Source organism: Micromonospora sp. NPDC005291 (assembly GCF_040607415.1).
Taxonomy (GTDB): domain Bacteria; phylum Actinomycetota; class Actinomycetes; order Mycobacteriales; family Micromonosporaceae; genus Micromonospora.
Genome location: NZ_JBEXGR010000004.1, coordinates 353,745 through 375,061 on the forward strand (window position 1 = coordinate 353,745; position 21,317 = coordinate 375,061).

At 72.2% G+C, this 21,317-nt stretch carries 24 protein-coding genes; 11 read left to right on the forward strand and 13 right to left on the reverse strand.

The annotated features are described in order from the left end of the window. Positions 1 to 91: 91 nt before the first annotated feature. On the reverse strand, positions 92 to 1,288 hold the full coding sequence (locus tag ABZT18_RS08310) for an acyl-CoA dehydrogenase family protein (RefSeq protein ID WP_355250798.1): 1,197 nt from the start codon (positions 1,286 to 1,288) through the stop codon (positions 92 to 94). A 177-nt stretch (positions 1,289 to 1,465) separates the two neighbouring features. Here ABZT18_RS08310 and ABZT18_RS08315 point away from each other — a divergent pair, with 177 nt between their 5' ends. Beyond that, entirely contained in the window at positions 1,466 to 1,921 is a 456-nt protein-coding gene (locus ABZT18_RS08315; RefSeq protein ID WP_354995556.1) for a DUF4190 domain-containing protein, read from the forward strand. Positions 1,922 to 1,949: 28 nt separating this feature from the next. On the opposite strand, the gene ABZT18_RS08320 is transcribed toward ABZT18_RS08315, so the two are convergent. Then, complete coding sequence (locus tag ABZT18_RS08320) at positions 1,950 to 2,786, reverse strand: SDR family NAD(P)-dependent oxidoreductase (protein WP_354995613.1); 837 nt, start codon at positions 2,784 to 2,786, stop codon at positions 1,950 to 1,952. Positions 2,787 to 2,971: 185 nt separating this feature from the next. Here ABZT18_RS08320 and ABZT18_RS08325 point away from each other — a divergent pair, with 185 nt between their 5' ends. Continuing rightward, a complete protein-coding gene (locus tag ABZT18_RS08325) occupies positions 2,972 to 3,514 on the forward strand; it encodes a DUF4190 domain-containing protein (protein ID WP_354995557.1) in 543 nt (180 codons plus the stop codon). Between the two features lie 46 nt (positions 3,515 to 3,560). Here ABZT18_RS08325 and ABZT18_RS08330 read toward each other — a convergent pair whose 3' ends face one another. Beyond that, positions 3,561 to 4,514, reverse strand: coding sequence for a CoA ester lyase (locus tag ABZT18_RS08330; protein WP_354995558.1), 954 nt, complete (start codon positions 4,512 to 4,514; stop codon positions 3,561 to 3,563). A 127-nt stretch (positions 4,515 to 4,641) separates the two neighbouring features. On the opposite strand from ABZT18_RS08330, the gene ABZT18_RS08335 reads away from it, so the two are divergent. Together ABZT18_RS08335 and ABZT18_RS08340 are read left to right on the forward strand one after the other, a co-directional pair. After that, positions 4,642 to 5,466, forward strand: coding sequence for an SDR family NAD(P)-dependent oxidoreductase (locus ABZT18_RS08335; RefSeq protein ID WP_354995614.1), 825 nt, complete (start codon positions 4,642 to 4,644; stop codon positions 5,464 to 5,466). A gap of 10 nt (positions 5,467 to 5,476) precedes the next feature. Next, on the forward strand, positions 5,477 to 5,752 hold the full coding sequence (locus tag ABZT18_RS08340) for a hypothetical protein (RefSeq protein ID WP_354995559.1): 276 nt from the start codon (positions 5,477 to 5,479) through the stop codon (positions 5,750 to 5,752). On the opposite strand, the gene ABZT18_RS08345 is transcribed toward ABZT18_RS08340, so the two are convergent. The 3 genes from ABZT18_RS08345 to ABZT18_RS08355 form a co-directional block, all read right to left on the reverse strand. After that, positions 5,749 to 7,149, reverse strand: a complete 1,401-nt coding sequence (locus tag ABZT18_RS08345) for a hypothetical protein (RefSeq protein ID WP_355250801.1) — start codon at positions 7,147 to 7,149, stop codon at positions 5,749 to 5,751. The two genes, ABZT18_RS08340 and ABZT18_RS08345, sit on opposite strands and share 4 nt — an antisense overlap. Further along, positions 7,146 to 7,670 (reverse strand): SigE family RNA polymerase sigma factor, encoded by a 525-nt coding sequence (locus ABZT18_RS08350; RefSeq protein WP_355250804.1) that lies wholly within the window; start codon positions 7,668 to 7,670, stop codon positions 7,146 to 7,148. Before ABZT18_RS08350 ends, ABZT18_RS08345 begins: the two co-directional genes overlap by 4 nt. Before the next feature lie 96 nt (positions 7,671 to 7,766). After that, positions 7,767 to 8,711 (reverse strand): DMT family transporter, encoded by a 945-nt coding sequence (locus tag ABZT18_RS08355; RefSeq protein ID WP_354995562.1) that lies wholly within the window; start codon positions 8,709 to 8,711, stop codon positions 7,767 to 7,769. A gap of 105 nt (positions 8,712 to 8,816) precedes the next feature. Here ABZT18_RS08355 and ABZT18_RS08360 point away from each other — a divergent pair, with 105 nt between their 5' ends. Beyond that, the gene (locus tag ABZT18_RS08360) at positions 8,817 to 9,536 is read left to right on the forward strand and encodes an HAD family hydrolase (protein WP_354995563.1); all 720 of its coding nucleotides are present in this window, start codon (positions 8,817 to 8,819) and stop codon (positions 9,534 to 9,536) included. Positions 9,537 to 9,552: 16 nt separating this feature from the next. Here the strand turns inward: ABZT18_RS08360 and ABZT18_RS08365 are convergent, their stop codons facing one another. Together ABZT18_RS08365 and ABZT18_RS08370 are read right to left on the reverse strand one after the other, a co-directional pair. Then, entirely contained in the window at positions 9,553 to 10,083 is a 531-nt protein-coding gene (locus ABZT18_RS08365; RefSeq protein WP_354995564.1) for a hypothetical protein, read from the reverse strand. Positions 10,084 to 10,095: 12 nt separating this feature from the next. Next, positions 10,096 to 10,965 (reverse strand): PhzF family phenazine biosynthesis protein, encoded by an 870-nt coding sequence (locus ABZT18_RS08370; protein ID WP_354995565.1) that lies wholly within the window; start codon positions 10,963 to 10,965, stop codon positions 10,096 to 10,098. Between the two features lie 33 nt (positions 10,966 to 10,998). On the opposite strand from ABZT18_RS08370, the gene ABZT18_RS08375 reads away from it, so the two are divergent. From ABZT18_RS08375 to ABZT18_RS08385, 3 genes are all read left to right on the forward strand, one after another. Continuing rightward, on the forward strand, positions 10,999 to 12,285 hold the full coding sequence (locus ABZT18_RS08375) for a CBS domain-containing protein (protein WP_354995566.1): 1,287 nt from the start codon (positions 10,999 to 11,001) through the stop codon (positions 12,283 to 12,285). Further along, the gene (locus ABZT18_RS08380) at positions 12,278 to 12,928 is read left to right on the forward strand and encodes a DUF1003 domain-containing protein (RefSeq protein ID WP_354995567.1); all 651 of its coding nucleotides are present in this window, start codon (positions 12,278 to 12,280) and stop codon (positions 12,926 to 12,928) included. Before ABZT18_RS08375 ends, ABZT18_RS08380 begins: the two co-directional genes overlap by 8 nt. Before the next feature lie 86 nt (positions 12,929 to 13,014). Continuing rightward, a complete protein-coding gene (locus ABZT18_RS08385) occupies positions 13,015 to 14,163 on the forward strand; it encodes an Mrp/NBP35 family ATP-binding protein (RefSeq protein WP_354995568.1) in 1,149 nt (382 codons plus the stop codon). A 79-nt stretch (positions 14,164 to 14,242) separates the two neighbouring features. Here ABZT18_RS08385 and ABZT18_RS08390 read toward each other — a convergent pair whose 3' ends face one another. Together ABZT18_RS08390 and ABZT18_RS08395 are read right to left on the reverse strand one after the other, a co-directional pair. After that, entirely contained in the window at positions 14,243 to 14,665 is a 423-nt protein-coding gene (locus ABZT18_RS08390; RefSeq protein WP_354995569.1) for a preprotein translocase subunit TatB, read from the reverse strand. A 76-nt stretch (positions 14,666 to 14,741) separates the two neighbouring features. Continuing rightward, entirely contained in the window at positions 14,742 to 16,022 is a 1,281-nt protein-coding gene (locus ABZT18_RS08395; RefSeq protein ID WP_354995570.1) for a trypsin-like peptidase domain-containing protein, read from the reverse strand. Between the two features lie 476 nt (positions 16,023 to 16,498). On the opposite strand from ABZT18_RS08395, the gene ABZT18_RS08400 reads away from it, so the two are divergent. Next, complete coding sequence (locus tag ABZT18_RS08400; protein WP_354995615.1) at positions 16,499 to 17,068, forward strand: O-methyltransferase; 570 nt, start codon at positions 16,499 to 16,501, stop codon at positions 17,066 to 17,068. A gap of 6 nt (positions 17,069 to 17,074) precedes the next feature. Here the strand turns inward: ABZT18_RS08400 and ABZT18_RS08405 are convergent, their stop codons facing one another. Together ABZT18_RS08405 and ABZT18_RS08410 are read right to left on the reverse strand one after the other, a co-directional pair. Beyond that, on the reverse strand, positions 17,075 to 18,550 hold the full coding sequence (locus tag ABZT18_RS08405; protein ID WP_354995571.1) for a leucyl aminopeptidase family protein: 1,476 nt from the start codon (positions 18,548 to 18,550) through the stop codon (positions 17,075 to 17,077). Between the two features lie 147 nt (positions 18,551 to 18,697). Further along, complete coding sequence (locus ABZT18_RS08410; RefSeq protein ID WP_007455245.1) at positions 18,698 to 18,865, reverse strand: DUF3117 domain-containing protein; 168 nt, start codon at positions 18,863 to 18,865, stop codon at positions 18,698 to 18,700. Positions 18,866 to 19,054: 189 nt separating this feature from the next. On the opposite strand from ABZT18_RS08410, the gene ABZT18_RS08415 reads away from it, so the two are divergent. Further along, entirely contained in the window at positions 19,055 to 19,873 is an 819-nt protein-coding gene (locus tag ABZT18_RS08415; protein ID WP_354995572.1) for a PaaX family transcriptional regulator C-terminal domain-containing protein, read from the forward strand. A 3-nt stretch (positions 19,874 to 19,876) separates the two neighbouring features. Beyond that, complete coding sequence (locus ABZT18_RS08420; RefSeq protein ID WP_354995573.1) at positions 19,877 to 20,668, forward strand: enoyl-CoA hydratase-related protein; 792 nt, start codon at positions 19,877 to 19,879, stop codon at positions 20,666 to 20,668. 15 nt (positions 20,669 to 20,683) lie between these two features. Here the strand turns inward: ABZT18_RS08420 and ABZT18_RS08425 are convergent, their stop codons facing one another. After that, positions 20,684 to 21,307 carry a hypothetical protein gene (locus tag ABZT18_RS08425; protein ID WP_354995574.1) on the reverse strand — a complete coding sequence of 208 codons (624 nt, stop codon included), beginning with the start codon at positions 21,305 to 21,307 and terminating at the stop codon, positions 20,684 to 20,686. Between the last annotated feature and the right edge of the window lie 10 nt (positions 21,308 to 21,317).

The window sequence follows — 21,317 nt, forward strand, 5'->3', positions numbered from 1 at the left end:
ACGGCGGTGCCGGAGGACCGGCTGATCGCGGCGTTCGAGGAGTACCGGTTCCAACCGCAGGACCTGGCCAGGGAGCCGGCTGACGCGCGGATCAGAGCTTGTACTCCTTGAGCAGGCCGCGGGAGATGATGGTCTTCTGGATCTCCGAGGTGCCCTCGCCGATGAGCAGGAACGGGGCCTCCCGCATCAGCCGCTCGATCTCGTACTCCTTGGAGTAGCCGTAGCCGCCGTGGATGCGGAACGCCTCCTGGACGACCTCGGCGCAGTATTCGGAGGCGAGCAGCTTGGCCATCCCGGCCTCGACGTCGTTGCGCTGACCGGCGTCCTTGAGCCGGGCGGCGTTGACCATGAGGGCGTGCGCGGCCTCGATCTTCGTGCCCATCTCGGCGAGCTTGAAGGCGATCGCCTGGTGCTTGGCGAGCGGCTGCCCGAAGGTCTTGCGCTGCTGGGCGTAGCTGACCGCCAACTCGAAGGCGCGGATCGAGATGCCGCACGCGCGGGCGGCCACGTTGACGCGGCCCACCTCGATGCCGTCCATCATCTGGTAGAAACCGCGACCCACCTTGTCGGCGCCACCGAGGATGGCCGAGTCGGGCACGGTCACCCCGTCGAGCACCATCTCGGTGGTCTCGACGCCCTTGTAGCCCATCTTTTCGATCTTGCCCGGGATGGTGAGGCCGGGTGCGGTCTCGCCGAAGCCCGGCTCCTTCTCCAACAGGAAGGTGCTCATGTTGCCGTACACCGACTCGGCGCCGGTGTCGGTCTTGACCAGGGTGGCCACCACCGAGGAGTACGCCCCGTTGGTCAGCCACATCTTCTGCCCGTTGAGCACGTAGCTGTCGCCGTCGCGGACGGCCCGAGACTTGATCGCCGAGACGTCCGAGCCGGTCTCCGGCTCGGACATGGAGAACGCGCCGCGCACCTCGCCGGTGGCCATCTTCGGCAGCAGTCTGGCCTTCTGCTCGGCCGAGCCGTGCTGGGAGATCAGGTACGCCACGATGAAGTGGGTGTTGACGATCCCGGAGATCGACATCCAGCCCCGGGACAGCTGCTCGACCACCAGCGCGTAGGTGAGCAGCGACTCGCCGAGCCCGCCGTACTCCTCGTCGATGGTGAGGCCGAACAGCCCCATCTCGCGCATGCCGTCGAGGATGTCGGTGGGGTACTCGTCGGCGTGCTCCAGCCGCTGGGCGTGCGGGATGATCTCCTTGTCGGCGAACTCCCGGACCGTCTCAAGGATCGACAGCTGCACATCGGTCAGGCCGGGCGTCTGGGCGAGTCTGGCCATCTCAGCCTCCGGGGATCAGCGCACTACTCATGAGTAACTGAACGCTGGGTCAGTATCGGCCTCCGGAGCCGGCAAGGCCAAGGTGACCAGTCCACACAACCGCTGTGAAAAGGTTCACCGCTGCGGGTAGCGTCCGGCAAGAGGGACTTTTCCGGCACCGGCAGGAGGAGGACAGCTGTGAGCTACCCGCCGCCGTCGGGACCGCCCGGGGACGAGCCGCCGCCGTCACCCTACGAGCCACCCCGGGACCAGTCGCCGTACGGGCCACCGGCGGACGAACCATCGCCGTACGGGCAGCAGGGGCCGCACCAGTCGGCGCACTGGAGCCAACAGCCGCCGTACCCCCCGCAGGGCCCCTACGGCCAGTACGGCCCACCGCCGTCCGGCCCAGGTCGGGCCACCAACGTGCTGGCGATCCTGTCGCTGGTGTTCGCCTTCGTGTTTCCGCCGGCCGGTGCCGTCCTCGGCCACGTGGCCAAGCGGCAGATCCGTACCAGCGGCGAAGAGGGCGACCAGCTCGCCACCTGGGGGCTGATCCTCGGTTACGTCTTCACCGGGCTCACCGTGCTGGCCTGCTGTGGGTGGCTGGCCCTGGTCGCCCTCGGCAACTCCGGCAACAGCGGGGGCTACTGACCCGACGGGCCGATCTGGACCAGCGCGGTCAGCGGAACCGAGCCTCGCGGACGCTGTTGCCGCCGTCCACCACCAGCATCTGACCCGTGATGTACGAGGCGGCCGGAGAACACAGGAAACTGATCGCCGCGGCGACCTCGTCCGGAGTGCCCGGTCGACCCACGGGAGTGCCCAGCCCCTGCTTGATCTCGGCCATCGTGGACGCCGCGGTGTAGATGGTGCCGGGCGCCACCGCGTTGACGGTCACCCCGTCGGCGATCATCTCCATGGCCAGCGCCCGGGTCAGCCCGACCACCCCGGCCTTCGCCGCGGCGTACGCGGCCTCGGTGGGCAGGGCGTTGACCGGGCCGGCCGTGGCCGCCAGGTTGACGATCCGACCCCAGCCCCGCTCTGCCATCCCACCGATGAACGCCCGACTGCACAGAAAGGCGGTGGACAGGTTGCGGTCGATCTCGCCGCGCCACTCGTCGTAGGTCAGCTGCGCCACTGGTCGCAGCACCCCCTGGCTGGCCCGACTGGCCAGGCCGGCGTTGTTGACCAGCACCTCGACGTCGCCCAACTGCTCGGCGACCGCGTCAGCCAGGGCACCGACCTCGGACTCGTCGGTCAGGTCCGCGACGAAGCCGGTCACCCCCAGCTCGCCGGCCCGCTCGTGGATGCGCCGGGTGGTGGAGACGATGGCCACCCGCGCGCCCAGATCGGCGAGCCGCCGGGCGGTGGCGTACCCGATGCCGTCCGGGCTGCCCGCCCCGGTCACCAGGGCGACCCGCCCGTCGAGCCGCATGGTCACCGGGTCGGCGAGCGCGACCGGCTCGTCAGGACCAGGGCTGCCGGCCGGCGTGGCCGCACGGGCACGTCGGGCCACGCCCGGGCGGCTGACGTCCCGTCTGGGTCGGCTGCCGGAGCGGTCCGCGGCGCGCGCGTCGAATGCCATGCCAGGATCCTGCCCGTTACGACCGGCCCGAGCAATGCGGCACCCGGTAGCGGGGGCGTCGGGTTTGGGCTGCGGTGGCTACCCTGACGGCGCACCCGACCTGACGGAGAGTTCGCATGACCAATAATCCCCCGCCCTCCGGCGGCTGGCACGACCCGGCGTCGTCGGGACAGCAATTCGACGACCCCACCCTCCCGGTGAGCAGCCAACCGGTACCCGCCCAGCCGACCGCCGCGTACCCGTACGCACCGAACGACCCGTACGCGGGCGGCGCGCCGCAGATACCGGTCCAGCCCGGCCCGTACGCGGCCACACCCGGTTACCCGCCACCGGTCGGCTACCCGGGTTACGGCTACCCGCCCGCACCGAAGCAGAACGGCCTGGCCATCGCCGCGATGGTCGTCTCGATCATCGGCGCCCTCGGCCTCTGCGGCTACGGCCTCGGTGGCTACATCGGCGCGATCGGCGCGATCCTCGGCCACGTTTCCCGCAAGCAGATCAGGGAGCGCGGCGAGGGCGGCGAGGGCTTCGCCACCGCCGGCATCATCGTCGGCTGGGTCGCCACCGCACTGGCCGTGCTGGCCACCATCGCCATCGTGATCTTCATTGTCTGGGTGGCGAACCAGGACTCGTCCAGCTACGAGAGCGGCACCTACTGAGTTCGGCGAGCCGCCCCCGGGTGCGACCCGGGGGCGACTCGGCCGGTCACTCCGGTGCGGTGAACGACGAGGTGCGGCTCATCCCGGCGGCCCGGCCCTTGGCCGCGACCACCAGTGCCATCTTGCGGGACGCCTCATCGATCATCTCGTCACCGAGCATCACCGCGCCGAGCTTGCCGCCCGCCTCCGAGGTGTAGTGCTCGTACGCGTCGAGGATCAGCTCGGCGTGGTCGTAGTCGGCCTGCGCCGGCTGGTAGACCTCGTTGGCGGCATCGATCTGGCCCGGGTGCAGCACCCACTTGCCGTCGAAGCCCAGCGCGGCCGAGCGCTTGGCGACCTCGCGGAAGCCGTCCACGTCCCGGATCTGCAGGAACGGGCCGTCGATGGCCTGCTTGTCGTGCATCCGGGCGGCCATCAGGATCCGCATGAGGATGTAGTGGTACGGGTCTCCCGGGTAGTCCGGGATCAGCGCGCCGACCACCAGCGACTTCATGTTGATCGACGCCATGAAGTCGGCCGGGCCGAAGATGATGGTCTCCACGCGCGGCGAGGCGCCCGCGATGGCGTCCACGTTGACCAGGCCGGCGGCGTTCTCGATCTGCGCCTCGATGCCGATCCGGCCGACCTCCAGGCCGAGCGTCTTCTCGATCTGCGTGAGCAACAGGTCCAGCCAGTGCACCTGCTCGGCATTCTGCACCTTTGGCAGCATGATGCAGTCCAGGTTCGCGCCGGCACCCTCGACGACCTCGATGACATCCCGGTAGGTCCACGGGGTGGTCAGGTCGTTGACCCGCACCACGCGGGTCTTGCCGGCCCAGTCGCCCTCGTTGAGCGCGGCCACGATGTTCTTGCGCGCGTCGGGCTTGGCCAGCGGGGCGACGGCGTCCTCCAGGTCGAGGAAGACCTGGTCGGCCGGAAGTCCCTGCGCCTTGCCGAGCATCTTGACGCTGGAACCCGGCACGGCGAGGCAGGACCTGCGGGGGCGACCGACTGCGGCCATGGATGCGCTCCTTCCAGCGTCCGGCGGGCATGCCGACGCCACTGATGACAGATCCGAGAACTTAACGATCCCAAAGGGCGTTGTGACGCCACGGTAACCTCGCGCCATGACCGGGGTGAATGGACCTGTGGAAGATCTCACTGGGCGTCGGCTGGTGGTCGTGACCGGGGCCAGTTCCGGCATCGGGTTGGCCGCCGCCGTGCACCTGGCCTGCCGGGGTGACCAGGTGGTGCTGGTCGGGCGGGACCCGGCCCGCCTCCAGGCGGCGGCGGAACGGGTACGCGAGAACTCGGGTGAGCGTCCGGAGTTGTTCCGGGCCGACTTCGCGGTGCTCGACGACGTACGCGGGCTCGCCGAGCGGCTGCGCGACGCGTACGACCGGATCGACGTGCTCGCCAACAACGCCGGCGCCATCGCGCTGCAACCACTCACCACCGTCGACGGTTTCGAGATGTCGATCCAGGCCAACCACCTGGCCCCGTTCCTGCTGACCAACCTGCTCGCCGACCGGGTGGGCCGGATCGTGGTGACCGCCTCCGGTGCGCACCGCTTCGGCGCGCTCGACCCGGACCACCTCAACGCGCCGCTGCGCGGCTACCAGCCGATGGGCGCGTACGGCACCAGCAAGCAGGCGAACATCCTGTTCACCGCCGAGGCGGCCCGCCGCTGGCCGGGCATCCCCGCGTACAGCTTCCACCCCGGGCTGGTGCGCACCCGGTTCGCCAACGACAGCAGGCTGGTCGCCTTCGGTATGCGGATCCTGCCGTTCCGCAGCCCCGAGAAGGGCGCCGAGACACTGGTGTGGCTGGCCAACCAGGACCGCTCCCGGCTGGTCGACGGGGGCTACTACGCCGACCGTCGGCTCCGTCGGCCATATCGAAAGGCCGCCGATCCGCAGCTCGCCGCCCGGCTCTGGGCGGCGAGTGCGAACGCCGTCGGCATCACCGAATGAGGGGGTCATCATGCTGACTCTTGTCGCGCTGGTCGAGTTTTCCGTCGGGGCCGAGGCCGCCGGGCAACGCTACGAGGACGAGGTGCTGGCCCTGCTCGGCCGGCACGGCGGTCAGTTGGAACGACGGCTGCGCGGCACCGACGGGCAGACCGAGGTGCACGTGATCCGGTTCGATGCCCGGGCCGGGTACGAGTCGTTCCTCGTCGACCCGGACCGGGCGGCACTGCGCGCCGCGCTCGGCGAATCCGCACCGACCACCCGGGTCATCGAGGTCCACGAGGGCTAGACCGGCGGCCGTGCGGTCCGTCCGCGCCGACGCGGACGCCACCCGCGCCACCGCCGCAGCAGCGCCAGCACGGGCAGTGCGACCAGGACCGCCAGGACGAACCCCACGGCGAGCAGCCAGAACGGCAGCGGCCCGTAGTCGGGGCGGTCCGACTGGCGTACCGCGCCGTCGATAGCGAGGTCGGCGGCGACCGACAGGTCGGTGATGCCCTCGGGAGTGCGGAAGAGCACCTCCGGCGCGGCTGCGCCCCGGCGCAGCACCACGAGCTCCACCGCCTCCGTGCCGGGCTCGTGATAGGGCCCCCAGGCGATGTCGTGGTCCTCCGGCCGGTCGACCGCCGTCGGGCCTGGCACGCCGACCAGCGCGACCGCCTCGTCGGCCGAGCGCCAGCCGAGGAGCTGGACGAACGTACGGGAGGGCAACGACGGGAACGCCGCGCCGGCCAGCGGTGCGCTGTCGATGGTGGACCGCAGCGCGAGGGTCCAGGTGCGCGGGTAGGACGGCACCGGGCAGCCGGTGCAGGTGGACCGGTCCAGGACGGCCACCGACCGCCCGTCCGGCAGCCAGGAACCGGCCCCGGCAAGCCGCCCGCCGGCCAACGGCAGCTTCCGGTACGGCTCGGCGACGCCGCCGGCCCCCGCGTCGGCGACCCGGGCGAACCAGACCTCGTCACGGACCTGGAGAGCCAGCTCACCGCCGTCCAGTGAGAGCGCCGCCGTGCGTCCCGGCGGAATCCAGGCCGTGTCGACCCGTACACGCAGCACGTCCGTACCGCGTTCCCGGTCGTAAACCCCGACGTACGGGGTGGTGTAGGTGTTCGGCGGAGTGAACGCGGCTTCGTCGTCAGCGTAGACGAGCCGCCCACCGTCCGGCGCGAAGGCGAGCGGGTAACCATCCGTCCGATCCGGGGTGAACCTGCCGGATTTCAGGTCGAGCAGTGACGCGCCGACCCAGGCGTACCTGCCGTCCGGGGAGAGCAGCGCGTCGAAACCCGGGACGAACGGACCGGCGTCCAGCACCCGGTACCGATCGGCGTCGGCGGCCACCAGGCCCATCCGGGTCTCGAACCAGTCGGTGCGCACGGCCGGGCCGCCGAAGAGCATCGCCGCCGAGCCGGGTGCCGAGTCCCGTACCGAGGCGGTACGCAGCGGCGGGTCGACGAGTCGGGTGGGCAGGCCAGGGGCGTCGTGACGCGGGCTGGCGGGCATCGGCAGCGCCACGGGGTACAGCGCGTACCCGGTGCCGAGAAGCAGGACCAGGACGGCGAGCGCGCCTGCGGCGACGGCCCGGCGACGGCGGTGCCGGGTGCGCGCCGCGTCGAAGAGCCCGTCCGGTACGCGCGCGGGTGGCACGTCGTCGGCGAGGCGGCGCAGCGCCTCGGAGAGCTGGCCGGTCACCGGGTCACCTCCTGCGTACTACGGCCGACAAGTTCGGCCAGCTCAGGGGCAAGGACGCGCAGTCGGCCGAGAGCGTGTCGGGTCTGGCTCTTCACGGTGCCGACCCGGCAGCCGAGCAGTGCGGCCGTCTCGGCCTCGGTGTGGTCCTCGTAGTAGCGCAACACGAGTACCGCACGCTGTCGCACGGTCAGCCGAGCCAACGCCGCCCACAGCACCAGCCGCAGGTCGGTGTCGTCACCCGGGAAGGGCCGTTCCGGCAATGCCCCGCCCAGCCGCTCCGGCGGACGGGCCCGCCGCCAGCGCCACCAACTCGCCGCCTGGGTGCAGAGCACCCGACGCAGGTAGGCGTGTGGGTCCTCGACCCGCTCCCAGCGCACCGCGACCCGAGCCAGCGACACCTGGACCAGGTCCTCGGCGTGGTGCCGATCGCCGGTCAGCAGTAATGCGAACCGGGTCAGCCCGGCAATCTCGGCCCGGACGAAGTCGGCGAAGCCGTCCCGGGTGCGGTCCTCAGTTGTCAACGGATCGCCCTCCTCACCCGGACAGACGCCGGGCGGACCCGCCGCGGAGGGAACCGGCGTCCATATTCCTCACGTCGTCCCCCCGCCGTCGTGCGATCAGTCGTCCAACGGGGTCGGGTCGGTCGGCAGCGCGGTGGGTGCGACCCGGCGGCCACCGAGCACCACCACCGCCACTCCGACCAGCAGCAACGCCATCCCGAGCAGCGCGTACGGGCGCGGAATCTGACCCAGCCAGGCCCAACCGAGCAGGGCCGCGCCCGGCGCCTCCAGCAGGATCAGCACGCTCACCGTGGTCGCCGGAATCTTCTTCAGGGCGTAGTTGAACATCGAGTGCCCGAGCAGTTGGGCTCCGGCCACCAGGGCCAGGATGGCCAGCCAGGTACGCCCGTCGAACCCGGTCAGCCGTACGCCGCCGACCAGGCAGATGACCAGCAGGATCAGCGCGCAGATCCCGTAGCAGATGGTGGTGTACGTGGTGGTGCTGATGCTGGCCCGGGCCCGCTCGCCGAAGGCGGTGTAGATCGCGGCGAACATGCCACCGGTCAGCGCCAGCACGTCGCCGAGGACGGCCCTGCCGGAGACACCCACGTCGGCCCCGGTCGCGATCACCGCACCGCCGACCGCCACCGCGATGCCGATCCACACGACCAGGGGCAGCCGACGCCCCTGTGCGCGGGCGATCAGCCCCTGCCAGACCGGTTGGGTGGCGACCAGGGCGGTGGCCGCCGCGACGGAGGTGAGCTGGGCGCTCGGCATCCAGGTGGCGAAGTGCGCGGCCAGCGCGACCCCGGAGAAGACGCAGAACAGGCCCTCCCGCCGGCCCACACCAACGGTCAGCCTGCGGAACTCGGCGCGGCGCCGGGCCAGCGAGAAGGGGCTCAGCACGGCCACCGCGAGCAGGTTGCGCCAGAACGCGATGGCCAGCGCGGGGGCGGCGGCGTACGCGATCAGCGGCGCGGACGACGACACCGCGACCACGGCCAGACCGACCGCGCCGGTGGTCAGTGGATCCAGGGACGGGCGGGGTGAAGGCGGGGACACGGGAAGTAATCCTCACACGTATCACGGACAGCACGGAACGTCAGCACTCCGTTACGATCACGCGGGTCCGCGCCGGCGACCCTCGACCGCCCGGAGGCGCTCCCCATGCCCAGCTACCAGGCGGTGCTGTTCGACTTCTTCGGCACCCTGACCCGTTCGGTGCAGCGCGGCGTCGCGCACGTCGGCACCGCCGAGCTGCTCGGGTGCCACACCGACACGTTGACCGAGGTGCTGGACCGCACCTACTACGAGCGGGCCACCGGTCGACTCGGCAACGCGGAGGCGACCCTTCGCTGGGTGTGCGCCCAGGCCGGCGTACACCCCAGCGACCATGCGGTGAGGGCGGCGGTGGCGTCCCGGCACCGGGCGGTCCGCGCGGACACCTGGCTGCGCCCCGACGCCGTGCCGGTGCTGGCGGCGCTGCGCCAGCGCGGACTGCGAACCGGCGTGATCAGCGACTGTACGCATGAGCTGCCGGCCTTCCTGCCACAGCTCGCGGTCGCCCCACTGCTCGACGTGCGGGTCTTCTCGGTGCAGGTCGGACGGTGCAAGCCGGATCCGGCGCTCTACCTGACCGCCAGCCAACGGCTCGGGCTCGCGCCCGGTGACTGCCTGTACGTCGGTGACGGCGGCAGCCAGGAGCTGACCGGTGCCGAGCGGGCCGGGATGACCGCCGTCCGGCTCGCCGCACCGGACCTGGCCACGCACATGGTGTTCAACGCCGACCTGGACTGGCGCGGCCCCACGCTCGGCACACTGCGCGAGGTGCTCGCCCTCGTCGACACCGACGCCGAGGTGGTGGGCGCCGGCGGTCGGGCGGGTTGACGCGCGGGCGACTCGATCAGCGCCGACGGACCCGGTGCAGGCGGAACGGCTTGCGGGTGACCCGGACCGCCGGAGTGGGCCGGGGCGGCTCGGCCTGCGCGTCGGCCGGCAGGTCGGCGCCGGCCAGCGGCGTACCGGCCGGGGCGAGCCGGTTCACCGCACACCCGTCGGCTGCCCACCGGGCCACCAGATCGGCGGTCGGGCCGGACGCGTTGAGGCGCTTCGCCGCCACCAGTGGCGCGATGGTGTCCCACGCCTCGGTGCCCGGTTGCACCCGGGTCACCCGGGCCGACCAGGTGACGATCCGACCACCGTGGTCGCCGCGCAGGGTGACCTGGGCCTCGGTCGCGTCGGCCAGACCCGGCGCGGCCTGCTCGCCCGGCCCGCTGACCACCAGGAGCGTGCCCTCGAGCGGGGCGCACCAGAGCGCGAGCGCCGGGCCACCGGGCACGCTGACCCAGGCCACGGCGGCCTTCTTCATCGCCTCGTCGACCAGCGGCGTGCTCCCGGGGGCATCCTCGTCCGTCACACCCGCATCCTCCCGCATCGGCGCCTCCGCTCAGCCTACGAACGGCGGCACGGCGATCTCGCCCCGCGCCACCGGCATCACCTGGCCGGCGACCGTCGCGCCGACCGTCGCGCCGTTCGCCGCGGTGACCGTGCACGCCAGCGCGGAGGGACGGTTCATCTCCACACCCTGGCGCACCGCGTAGCGGGACAGCCCTTCGCCGGGCAGCAGGCCGCTGGCCACCAACCAGACACCGAGACCGAGCGCCGCCGAGCCGGTCGCCGGGTCCTCCGGTACGCCGAGCCCCGGAACGAACACCCGGGCGTGTGCGGTTTGGCTGGCGGGGTCCCAGGAGAAGACGCTGACATGCGCCACCCCGTACCGCTCGGCCGCCGCCGGGTTCACCCGCGCCCGGGCCACCGCCTCCGGCCGCACCGGCAGGTACGGAAACTCCAGCCCGCAGCCGGCGACTCGTGGGGCGGGCCCGATGTGGTCGTCCGCGACCAGCCCGGCGATCTCCAGCAACGGCTCCGGGTCCAACTCCGGCCCGAGGGTAGGGGCGCCACCGGTCAGCGTCGCCCCGGTCGCGGTCACCGCGACCGGCAGCACCCCGGCCTGGCACTCCTGGGTGACCTGCCCCACACCGAACATGCCGCGCCGGCTCGCGGTGACCGCCGCGCCGACACTCGGGTGCCCGGCGAACGGCAACTCCTCGACCGGGGTGAAGATCCTGACGCGGTAGGTAGCGCCGACCTGGGTCGGTGGCAGCACGAACACCGTCTCGGACAGGTTGAACTCCAGCGCGAGCGCTTGCATCTGCTCGGTGGCCAGCGCCTCCGCGCCGAACACCACGGCCAGCGGGTTGCCGGCGAAGGGCCGGTCGGTGAAGACGTCCACGATCTCGTAGGCCAAGGTCGACATGTTGATAAACACTAGGCGCTTAGGCTGGTGCCCGTGAGCACGCCGACCCGGGTCTACATCGCCCGCCTCGCCGGAGTCGCCGTCTTTGACCCGAACGGCGATCAGGTGGGCCGAGTTCGTGACGCCGTGGGACGGCTACGGGCGACCAAGCGTCCGCCGGAGGTGGTGGGCCTGGTCGCGGAGATGCCGATGCGTCGTCGGATCTTCCTGTCCATCAACCGGATCACCTCCATCGACGTGGACGCCGTCGTGCTCGGCTCCGGCACCCTCAACCTGCGCCGGTTCGAGAAGCGCCCGAACGAGCTGCTGGTGCTCCAGGAACTGCTGGACCGGCGGGTGCAACTCGACCCGGGCGGTCAGCCCGGCGCGGTCGTGGACGTCGCGATGGAGTGCACCCGGGGTGGTGAGTGGTCGCTGACCCGTGTCGCCGTACGCGAGCAGACCGGGCGGCTGACCCGCCGCGGCCACCTGCACCAGGTCGAGTGGGACCGGGTGCGCGGGCTCAGCGGCATCGCCGACAACCGGGGTACGGCGAACCTGCTCGCCGTCCTGGAGGACATGCGCCCCGCCGACCTGGCCAACGCGCTGCAGGATCTGCCCGACGCGCGGCGCAACGAGGTCGCGGCCGCACTGGACGACGAGCGGCTGGCCGACGTGCTCAGCGAGCTGCCGGAGCACGACCAGGTGGAGATCCTCGCCGCCCTCGATCGGGAGCGGGCCGCCGACGTACTGGAGGAGATGGACCCGGACGACGCCGCGGACCTGCTCAACGAACTGCCCCCGCCGGAGCAGGACGTGCTGCTGGACCTGATGGAGCCGGACGAGGCCGATCCGGTGCGTCAGCTCCTCAAGTACACGCCCGGCACGGCGGGCAGTGTGATGACCTCGGAGCCGGTCATCCTGCCGCCGGACGCCACCGTCGCCGAGGCGCTGGCCCGGATCCGGGAGCCACAGCTCTCCCCCGCCGTCGCCGCGCAGGTCTTCGTGACCCGGGCACCGCAGAACACCCCGACCGGCCGCTACCTGGGCATGGTGCACTTCCAGGCGCTGCTGCGCGAACCGCCGGCCGACCTGCTGGGCAAGGTGGTGGTCAACGACATCGAGCCGCTGCGCCCGACCACCCCGCTGCCGGAGATCACCCGCCGCATGGCCACCTACGACCTGGTCGCCATGCCGGTGATCGACCGGAACAACCGGCTGGTCGGCGCTGTGACGGTGGACGACGTGCTGGACCACCTGCTGCCCCGGGACTGGCGGGACCGCGACGCCCTGGCCGCCCCGGGCACCACCGACGCGATGCTGGATGGCGCAGATGGCTGACCAGCGGCGGGCGGAGCGGCTCGACCAGCCACGCGAGCCCCGGGGTATCAAGCTGCCCCGGTTCGACGCGGAGGCGTTCGGCCGGTGGTCGGAGGGCATCGCCCGGGGCATGGGCACCGCGAACTTCCTCGTCGTCATGACCGTGGTGATCGCGATCTGGTTCGTCTGGAACACGTTGGCCCCGGCGGTCCTGCGCTTCGACCCGTACACCTTCACGTTCCTGACCCTGGTGCTGTCGTTGCAGGCCAGCTACGCGGCGCCGCTGATCCTGCTGGCACAGAACAGACAGGCCGACCGGGACCGGGTGGCCCTGGAGGAGGACCGGCGGCGCGCCACCGCGCAGAAGGCGGACACCGAGTACCTGGCCCGGGAGATCGCGGCACTGCGAATCGCGTTGGGCGAGGTGGCCACCCGCGACTTCCTCCGCTCCGAGCTGGCCCGGCTGGCCGAGGAGCTGGACGAGGCGGGGCAGCGCCGGCAGCGGTTGGAGCGCCGCCAGCAGGAGAAGGACAGCCGGCAGGAGAAGCGCGGCCAGCGGCCGACCGACGGTGTTGGCCTGGACGAACCACGCGACGACCTGGACGGCGACTTCGCCCGGGACGCCCGACCGGACGGCACCGGTCCGCGCCTGTCGGACGGCTGACCGGCGGGTCGAGGCGGGCCATCGATTGGCTCACACCGCCCCGGGCAGCAGCGGCAGCGGATGCCCCGCGACGTAGCATTGCGGGCATGTCAGCACCCGTGAGCACCGTCGAGGACGCGATCCAGGCCGCCCTGGCCACCGTCAACGACCCGGAGATCCGCCGGCCCATCACCGACCTGGGCATGGTCCGCTCCGCCACGATGGGTGCCAGCGGTGTCGTACGGGTCGAGCTGCTGCTCACCGTCGCCGGTTGCCCGCTCAAGGACAAGCTGCGTACGGACATCACCGCTGCGGTCGCCGCCGTACCCGGGGTTACCGGCGTGGAGATCGACTTCGGTGTGATGAGCCCTGAGCAGCGGCAGTCGTTGCAGTCGCAGCTGCGCGGCGGTGGTGCCACCGAGGAGCCCGTCATCCCGTTCGCCCAGCCCGGCTCGCGTACCCGGGTGTACGCGGTGGCCAGTGGCAAGGGTGGCGTCGGCAAGTCCAGCGTGACGGTCAACCTGGCTGCGGCGCTCGCCGCCCGTGGGCTCTCCGTGGGCGTGGTCGACGCGGACATCTACGGCCACTCGGTGCCCCGGATGCTCGGCACGGAGGCCCGGCCCACCCGCGTCGAAGACATGATCATGCCGCCGCAGTCGCACGGCGTGAAGGTGATCTCGATCGGCATGTTCACCTCCGGCAACGCCGCCGTGGTGTGGCGTGGCCCGATGCTGCACCGGGCATTGCAGCAGTTCCTGGCCGACGTCTACTGGGGCGACCTGGACGTGCTCCTGCTCGACCTGCCCCCGGGCACCGGTGACGTGGCCATCTCACTGGCCCAACTGCTGCCCAACTCGGAGATCCTGATCGTCACCACCCCGCAGACCGCCGCCGCCGAGGTGGCGGAGCGCGCCGGCTCGATCGCCCTGCAGACCCACCAGCGGGTGGTCGGCGTCATCGAGAACATGTCCTGGCTGGAGCTGCCGGACGGCTCCCGGATGGAGATCTTCGGTGCCGGGGGCGGCGCCGCCGTCGCCGAGTCGCTGAGCCGGACCATCGGCGCTCAGGTGCCGCTGCTCGGGCAGATCCCGCTGGACACCCGGGTCCGCGAGGCCGGCGACGCCGGCAACCCGATCGTGCTGGCCGCGCCGGAGTCCCCGGCCGCGAAGGCGCTCGGCACGATCGCCGACCGGCTCGCTCTGCGCCGTGAGTCGCTGCTCGGCAAGCCGCTCGGCCTCAAGCCCGCCGGGCGCTGACCGTCTGGAACACCATCAGCCCGCTGGCCGATCGGCCGGCGGGCTGATCACATGACGGGTCGGTCAGGTGGCGGGTCGGTCAGGTGGCGTCGTCGTAGCTGACGCGGGGGGCCGGCGCCGAGGGGGTGCCGGTGGCCGTGCCGGACCGGGTCCCGTTCGACCGCACGTCCGCGGCGCTGGCCACGTCCTTCAGGTCGTTGTGCACGCCGCTGACGTCCGCACGCAGGTTGTCGTAGACGCCCTGCAACGGCTTGCGGATCGCCGCCTCGTCCTCCTCGCTGAGGAGGTGCTTGCGAATGAACGCCTTCGGGTGCAGATCCTCCAGCTGGATGTCGGTGCCCAGCTCGCGACTCAGGTCGCCGGTGGCGTTGCGCGCCATGTTGCGCAGGTTGCGCACCAACCGCAGGCCGTCGGAGATGACTGCGGGCAGGCGGTCACCGAAGATCAGCAGCGCCAGGAGCAGCAGCGCCCCGATCTCCCACCAGTTCAGGTTCTCGAACATCCCGCTGGCCTCCTCTCGGCGTCAGCAGCAAGACTACGCACGCCGGACGGCGTTCGGGCAAGGGGTGAGCCGCTGTTCACTTGGCGTCCGCCGCGAGAGTTACCGAGGTGTTCTGGCGGGAGGAGCCCCGCCGAAACTCGACGGTCACCACCGAGCCGGGCGCGAACTTGCGGACCAACGCGGTCAGGTCCGTCGGCTCGGTCATCGGTCGACCGTTGACTTTGAGGATCACGTCGCCGACCTTCAACCCGGCGCCGTCCGCCGGCCCGGACGGCTCCACCTCCGCGAGCCGCAGGCCACCCCCGACAACCCCGCTCGGGCCCTCGGCCCGGGCGCCGATCACCGTACGCCGCGCCTTGCCGGTGCCGATGATGTCCTGGGTCACCCGCTTGGCCTGGTTGATCGGGATGGCGAAGGCAAGCCCGATGTTGCCCGCCTCCTGCCCCTCGGCCACCAGTGACTTGATGGTGGAGTTCACCCCGACCACCCGCCCGGCGCCGTCGACCAACGGACCGCCCGAGTTGCCGTGGTTGACCGCGGCGTCGGTCTGGATGGCCGCGTAGTAGCGCACCGGGCCGCCCGGCTCGCCGGCCTGCATCGTCCGGTCCAGGGCACTCACGATGCCGGCGGTGACCGTGTTGGCCAGCGACAGCGGCGAGCCGATGGCGAGCACCGGATCGCCGACCGCCAGCGCGTCGGAGTCGCCGAACTCCACCGGTCGCAGCCCGGGGCGACTCACCTTGATCACCGCGATGTCCGACTCCGGGTCCTGACCGACGATGGTCGCCGGTGCGGTACTGCCGTCGTTGAAGACCACCGATGCCTTGCCGGTGCCACCGGCCACCACGTGGTCGTTGGTGATCACATGGCCGTCGGCGGTGGCGACGAAGCCGGAGCCCTCACTGGTCCCGCCGAGGCTGCTCACCCGCACGGTGACCACGCTGGGTAGGACACGTTCGGCGACCCCGGCCAGTGACTCGGGCCTGCGCTGGGCCAGTGCGGGGACCTCCGCCGGCGCACCGCCGAGCACCGTCCCAGCAGCCCCGCCGCGTACCGCGAACGCGTAGCCCAGCGCGCCGCCGAGGGTGCCGGCCAACAGCGCGGTGATCACGGAGATGAGCAGCAGTTGGCGCAGCGCCGGCCGGCCTGGCGCGTCCGGATCGGTGACCGGCTCTGGCTCGGTGCCGGCCGCCACCACCCCGGGCACCACCACCGCGGTCGGCGCCGCCGGATCCCGCCATGGATCGGCGAGCGCGTCCGACCACCAGGGCGACGCGCCGGCAGGGGCGGGCCCGCCCGCGATCGGTGTCGGCCAGCTCGGCGACGGCCCGGCGGTCGGCACACCCGCCACGGGCATCGCGGGCGGGTGCCCGGATGTCGGTGTGCCGCCTGGCGGCACAGTGGGCGCGCTGCCAGCCCCCGGCATGGTCGGCGGCCCCGCCGGCGGGGCCCCTGCCCCGGGCGGTCGCGCCGGAGCCGGAGTCTCACCGCCCCGGCGCCAGTCCCAGCCGTCGGTCACGTCGGTGCCTCCCAGTCCGTCCCCGGATCCCGCACCGCGTCGCCCGGCCACGGGCCGGTCTGGTCGCGGCTGACGGGATACCGCCTCCAGGATTGCACGGATGCACGCGGTGGAGTCAGCGGTTGCCCCTGTGATCGCAACAGGCGGAGGCGCGGCTGCGCCCGACGGCGGTCGCCTCTACGCTCACAGTGCCAACCCGCCCCCGCACCACGCACCGCCCCCGGAGGTGCCCCATCGCCACGGTCGCCGGTTCCGGCAGTTCGACGACCCAGGCTCAGCAGTTCGCCGAGTCGTACGCTACCGAGGATCTCGTTCTGCGCACCGCCCGCAGCCTGGCCCATGAGGTGGGCCTCGACGCGGTCACCCCCGGCGCGGGAGCGGCACTGCGGCTCCTGGCCGCCGCCGGCAACGCCCGTGCGGTGGTGGAGATCGGCACGGGCACCGGGGTTAGCGGGGTCTGGTTGCTGCGCGGCATGCGCGTCGACGGTGTGCTCACCACCATCGACGTGGAGGTGGAGCACCAGCGGATCGCCCGACGGATCTTCGCCGAGGCGGGCTTCGCGGCCGGCCGTACGCGGATCATCACCGGTCGCGCGCTCGACGTGCTGCCCCGGCTCGCCGACGGTGCGTACGACCTGGTCTTCGTGGACGCGGAGGCGACCGGCTTCCATGCCTGCGTGGAAGCGGCGCTGCGGCTGCTGCGCCCGGGGGGCGTGCTCGCGCTCAACGGCGTGCTGGCCGGTGGCCGGATCGGTGACCCGGCCGCCCGGGACGCGGAGACGGTGACGGTCCGCGAGACGATCAAGGCGGTTCGGGAGTCGGAGCACTGGATCCCCGCGCTGCTTCCGGTCGGTCACGGGGTCCTCGCCGCGGTGAAGTGTTGACCTCGCTCAGTCGACGCTGGCCAACCAGCGCAGCAACGACCGGACGCCCCAGCCGGTGGCGCCGCGGCTGACCTCGGCGTGGTCGCCGTCCGCCCAGGACGGGGCCGACATGTCCAGGTGCAGCCAGCGGTCCCGTAACTCGCCGGTGAACTCGCGCAGATAGAGCGCGGCCAGCACCGAGCCGGCGCCCTGCGCCGGCGCGCTGTAGAGGTCGGCGATCTCGCTGCCCAGGTACTCGACGTAGTCGGTGTGCAGCGGCATCCGCCATGCCGACTCGCCGGCCGCCTCGGCCGCGGCCAGCACGTCGGCGGCCAGCTGGTCGTTCTCGCTGTAGAGGGCGGCGGTGCGCTTGCCCAGCGCCACGGCGTTGGCTCCGGTGAGGGTGGCCAGGTCGAGCAGCAGGTCCGGTTTGAGCTGCTGCACCGCGTACGCCAGTGCGTCGGCGAGGACCAGTCGGCCCTCGGCGTCGGAGTTGGTCGTCTCGCTGGTCGTCCCGCCGTAGTGCCGGACGACGTCGCCGGGGCGGAACGCCGAGCCGCTGACCATGTTCTCGGCAAGCGGGGCCAGCGTGGTGATCCGGACCGGCAGCCGCAGCGCGGCCGCGCCCAGGGTGGCGGCGACGACCGCGGCCGCGCCGGCCATGTCCTTGCGCATCAGCTTCATGGCCGGCACCGGCTTGATCGAGATGCCGCCGGTGTCGAAGGTGATGCCCTTGCCGATCAGCACCACGTGTGTGCGCGCGTCGGCGGGATGCCAGTCCAGCTCGACGAGCCGGGGGCCGCTGGCCGAGCCACCGCCCACGGCGAGGATCCCACCGAAGCCCTCGGCGGCCAGCTCGGCCGGGCCACGGACCCGCAGTCGCAGATCCGGCAGGTCGGCTGCGGCGGAGGCCACCTGGTCGGCGAACCACTGCGGGTTCTTCACCGAGGAGGGGGTGTTGGTCAGGTCACGGGCGAGATGGGTCATCGCCGCGGTGGTCCGGGCCGTGGCGACGGTCGCCTCGTACGCGGTCGGGTCGGCGAGCAGAAGATCGACGCTGCTGAGCGCCGGCGGGTCTACAGCCTCGGTCAGCCGGAACCGGTACGGGGCGAGCAGCAGCCCTTCGGTCAACCCGCGGACGGCGGCCGGCGTCACCTCGGCCGGTAGCGCGATCGTGATATGCGTCTCATCCGTGGCAGAGCGGGCCAGGGCCGCCCCAGCCGTCCGCCAGGCCGCCTCGTCGCCGGCGCCGATGCCGAGCAGCATCAGCCGGCCGGGGGTACGCCCGGGACGCAACTGGTTGTGGATCTCGCCGGCTCGGCCGGTCAGTCGGGCCGCCGGCACCAGCGCGGCGGCCTCGTCGGCCGTGCTGTCCGGAGGTGCCACGGCGGTCGACATCGGCTCCGCCGGGGTGCCACCCTCCCCTGCCGGATCGGTGGGACGGACAGGCAGGACGAGGACGTCGAGCCGGTCGGGCTCAGCGATCAGACGGATGGCGAGCACGCGGAACCGTACCTCCAGGAAAGTGTCGCGGAGCGGGACCAGGCCCGCATGCCCGCACCGATGAAGGCCCTGAGCCACCGGCGATACCGGTGGCTCAGGGTCCAAAGAACGTTCCGGGCGGCATACGCCGCCCGGACCACTCCTTACTCAGCCGGCCGCTGCCTTCAACGCGTCACCGAGCGCGTTGGCCTCGTCGGGAGTCATCTCGACGACGAGCCGGCCACCGCCCTCCAGCGGGACCCGCATGACGATGCCCCGCCCCTCCTTGGTGACTTCCAGCGGACCGTCGCCCGTCCGCGGCTTCATCGCCGCCATGTTGTCTCCCCTCAGACCTACACCAGGGTCGGTGGGTTGCCCCACAGCCACTTCTCACGACCACCCGCAACGGTCGCGGGGGTGTCGACCAACGATTTTCCCTGATGAACACCGCCGGACCCAAACCGGAGCAGCATTGATGTAACAGCATCTAGCTTATCTTGAGAAGGCCTGTCACAATGTGCGGTCATGCAGGCACGGTCGGCACTCTTCGACCTGTACGGCGACCACCTCCGTCCGAGGGGTGGCCGGGCACCCGTTGCCGCCCTGGTCAAGCTGCTGGCGCCGCTGGGAATCGCGCCACCAGCTGTTCGCACCGCCGTCTCCCGGATGGTGCGCCAGGGCTGGCTCGAGCCACTCCGGTTGGTCTCCGGACCGGGATATTCGATCACACCGAAAGCCGCCCGGCGACTCGACGAGGCAGCGGCCCGGATCTACCGGACCGGCCGGGTCACCTGGGACGGCCGGTTCGATCTGCTGGTGTTGGAGGCCCCGGGCTCCCGACGGGATCGGCAGCGGCTCGCCGGCACCCTGAGCTTCCTCGGCTACGGCACGCTCGACGAGCAGACCTGGGTGGCCACCCGGCCCGCCGAGGACGTCGACCTGCTGCTCGCTGAGTCCGGTATCCGATTCGAGCGGTTCACCGCCGCGCACTACTCCGGCACGCCCGGCGCGATGGGCGTGGTCCGGCGAGCGTGGAACCTCACCGAGATCGGCCGCGCCTACGAGCGGTTCGTCGCCGACCAGCGCCCGCTGCTCGGCGCGGTCACCGTGCGCAGCACCGACGAGGAGGCGTACGCGACCCGGTTCCGGCTCGTGCACGCGTGGCGTACCTTCCTGTTCCGGGACCCGCAGCTGCCCCCGGCGCTGCTGCCCGAGCGCTGGCCCGGCACCGCCGCGGCCAGCTTCTTCGACCGGCACGCGGCCCGCCTGCGTCCGGCCGCCGACCGGTACGTCGAGCAGTGCCTCGACTCCGGCAACCGCATCGTCCGACAGAAGGGTCGTTGACACGTGACCGAGCCGCTGCTGGTCGATCGGACCGACGCCGTCGTCACCCTCACGCTGAACCGGCCCAAGGCCATGAACGCGCTCGACGTGGCCCTCAAGGAGGCGCTGCGGGACGCCCTGGCCGAGCTGGAGACCGACCGGTCCTGCCGCGCGGTCGTGCTGGCCGGGGCCGGCGGGTCGTTCAGCGCCGGCCAGGACCTGCGCGAGCACGTGTCCACCCTGGAAAACTCCGCCAGCGACCCGCTGGGCACCGTGCGGGCGCACTACAACCCGATCGCCGCCCGGCTCGCCAACCTGCCCAAGCCGGTGATCGCCGCGGTCCGTGGGATGGCCGCCGGGGCGGGGGCGTCGCTGGCATTCCTCGCCGACATCCGCATCGGGGGCCCGACGACCAGTTTCCTGATGGCCTTCGCCAAGGTCGGCCTCGCCGCCGACACCGGCGCGTCCTGGACGCTGCCCCGGCTGGTCGGCCACGCCAAGGCGGTGGAGCTGCTGATGCTGGCCGAGCCGGTCCGCGCCGAGGAGGCCTGCCGGCTGGGCCTGCTCAACCGGTTGATGGACGACGACGAGCAGGTGTTGCCGGCCGCCCAGGAGCTGGCCGCCCGCCTCGCCGCCGGCCCGACCATCGCGTACGGGGCGATCAAGCGGCAGCTCTCCATCGCCGACGCGGGCACCCTGGCCGACGCCCTCGCGGCCGAGGCGCAGGCGCAGGCGATCTGCGGCGCCACCGCCGACCACCGGGCGGCCACGCTCGCCTTCGTCGGTAAGCAGAAACCGGTCTTCGAGGGACGCTGAAGGCGGCAGGACCCGCTAGTCGTCCTCCTCCGGGTCCTGGTTGGCCTCCGCGCCCAGCACGAACGCCTGCATGGCCAGCTCATCGCCGGACGGCGAGACGAAGGCGGGCAGCTCACGCGGGCCCAGCTCCTGCACGTACGACCAGAACAGCCGAACCGCCTCGGCCGGCGTGCCAGCCTCGATCGGCAGGTCGAGGCTGACCAGCCACGTGCTCCGCGCCGGGGGCGGGCCGAGCTGGTCGGCCAGCGCCCGGAAGGCCGCCGGCTCCAACTCGGTGACCGGCCCGTCGAGCGTCAGCAGGTCGGCCGGCACCGGCTCGTCGAAGGCTCGCCGGGTGTACGCGACGACGAGCGTGCCCGGCGCGACCGGGGACTGCGGGTCGTCCGGGTCTTCCCGGTGGCGCTGACCCGGCGTGGTGACCCGGCCGAGCGCCACCAGTCGGGGCGGCGCCTCGACCAGCACCGCCACCTGGTCGCCCGGCCCAGGCCGGGCGACGTCGGTCAGACCGGTCAGCTCCAACGTGTCGTGGTGCACGAGCCGCTCGGTCTCGTACCGTTCGGCTGGCAGCAGCACGGCCCAGGTGCCCACCCCGTCGGCACGGCCGGCCCCGCCGGCCCGGTACGCGGTCTCGGTCGTCATGCCTGCCATC

Excerpts from the sequence above, each read along its gene's own strand:
- ABZT18_RS08310 (WP_355250798.1), bottom strand. The coding sequence starts at position 1,288 with ATGGCCAGACTCGCCCAGACGCCCGGCCTGACCGATGTGCAGCTGTCG.
- ABZT18_RS08325 (WP_354995557.1), top strand. The coding sequence starts at position 2,972 with ATGACCAATAATCCCCCGCCCTCCGGCGGCTGGCACGACCCGGCGTCG.
- ABZT18_RS08330 (WP_354995558.1), bottom strand. The coding sequence starts at position 4,514 with ATGGCCGCAGTCGGTCGCCCCCGCAGGTCCTGCCTCGCCGTGCCGGGT.
- ABZT18_RS08340 (WP_354995559.1), top strand. The coding sequence starts at position 5,477 with ATGCTGACTCTTGTCGCGCTGGTCGAGTTTTCCGTCGGGGCCGAGGCC.
- ABZT18_RS08360 (WP_354995563.1), top strand. The coding sequence starts at position 8,817 with ATGCCCAGCTACCAGGCGGTGCTGTTCGACTTCTTCGGCACCCTGACC.
- ABZT18_RS08365 (WP_354995564.1), bottom strand. The coding sequence starts at position 10,083 with ATGCGGGAGGATGCGGGTGTGACGGACGAGGATGCCCCCGGGAGCACG.
- ABZT18_RS08370 (WP_354995565.1), bottom strand. The coding sequence starts at position 10,965 with ATGTCGACCTTGGCCTACGAGATCGTGGACGTCTTCACCGACCGGCCC.
- ABZT18_RS08380 (WP_354995567.1), top strand. The coding sequence starts at position 12,278 with ATGGCTGACCAGCGGCGGGCGGAGCGGCTCGACCAGCCACGCGAGCCC.
- ABZT18_RS08385 (WP_354995568.1), top strand. The coding sequence starts at position 13,015 with ATGTCAGCACCCGTGAGCACCGTCGAGGACGCGATCCAGGCCGCCCTG.
- ABZT18_RS08390 (WP_354995569.1), bottom strand. The coding sequence starts at position 14,665 with ATGTTCGAGAACCTGAACTGGTGGGAGATCGGGGCGCTGCTGCTCCTG.
- ABZT18_RS08395 (WP_354995570.1), bottom strand. The coding sequence starts at position 16,022 with ATGCCCGTGGCGGGTGTGCCGACCGCCGGGCCGTCGCCGAGCTGGCCG.
- ABZT18_RS08410 (WP_007455245.1), bottom strand. The coding sequence starts at position 18,865 with ATGGCGGCGATGAAGCCGCGGACGGGCGACGGTCCGCTGGAAGTCACC.
- ABZT18_RS08415 (WP_354995572.1), top strand. The coding sequence starts at position 19,055 with ATGCAGGCACGGTCGGCACTCTTCGACCTGTACGGCGACCACCTCCGT.
- ABZT18_RS08425 (WP_354995574.1), bottom strand. The coding sequence starts at position 21,307 with ATGACGACCGAGACCGCGTACCGGGCCGGCGGGGCCGGCCGTGCCGAC.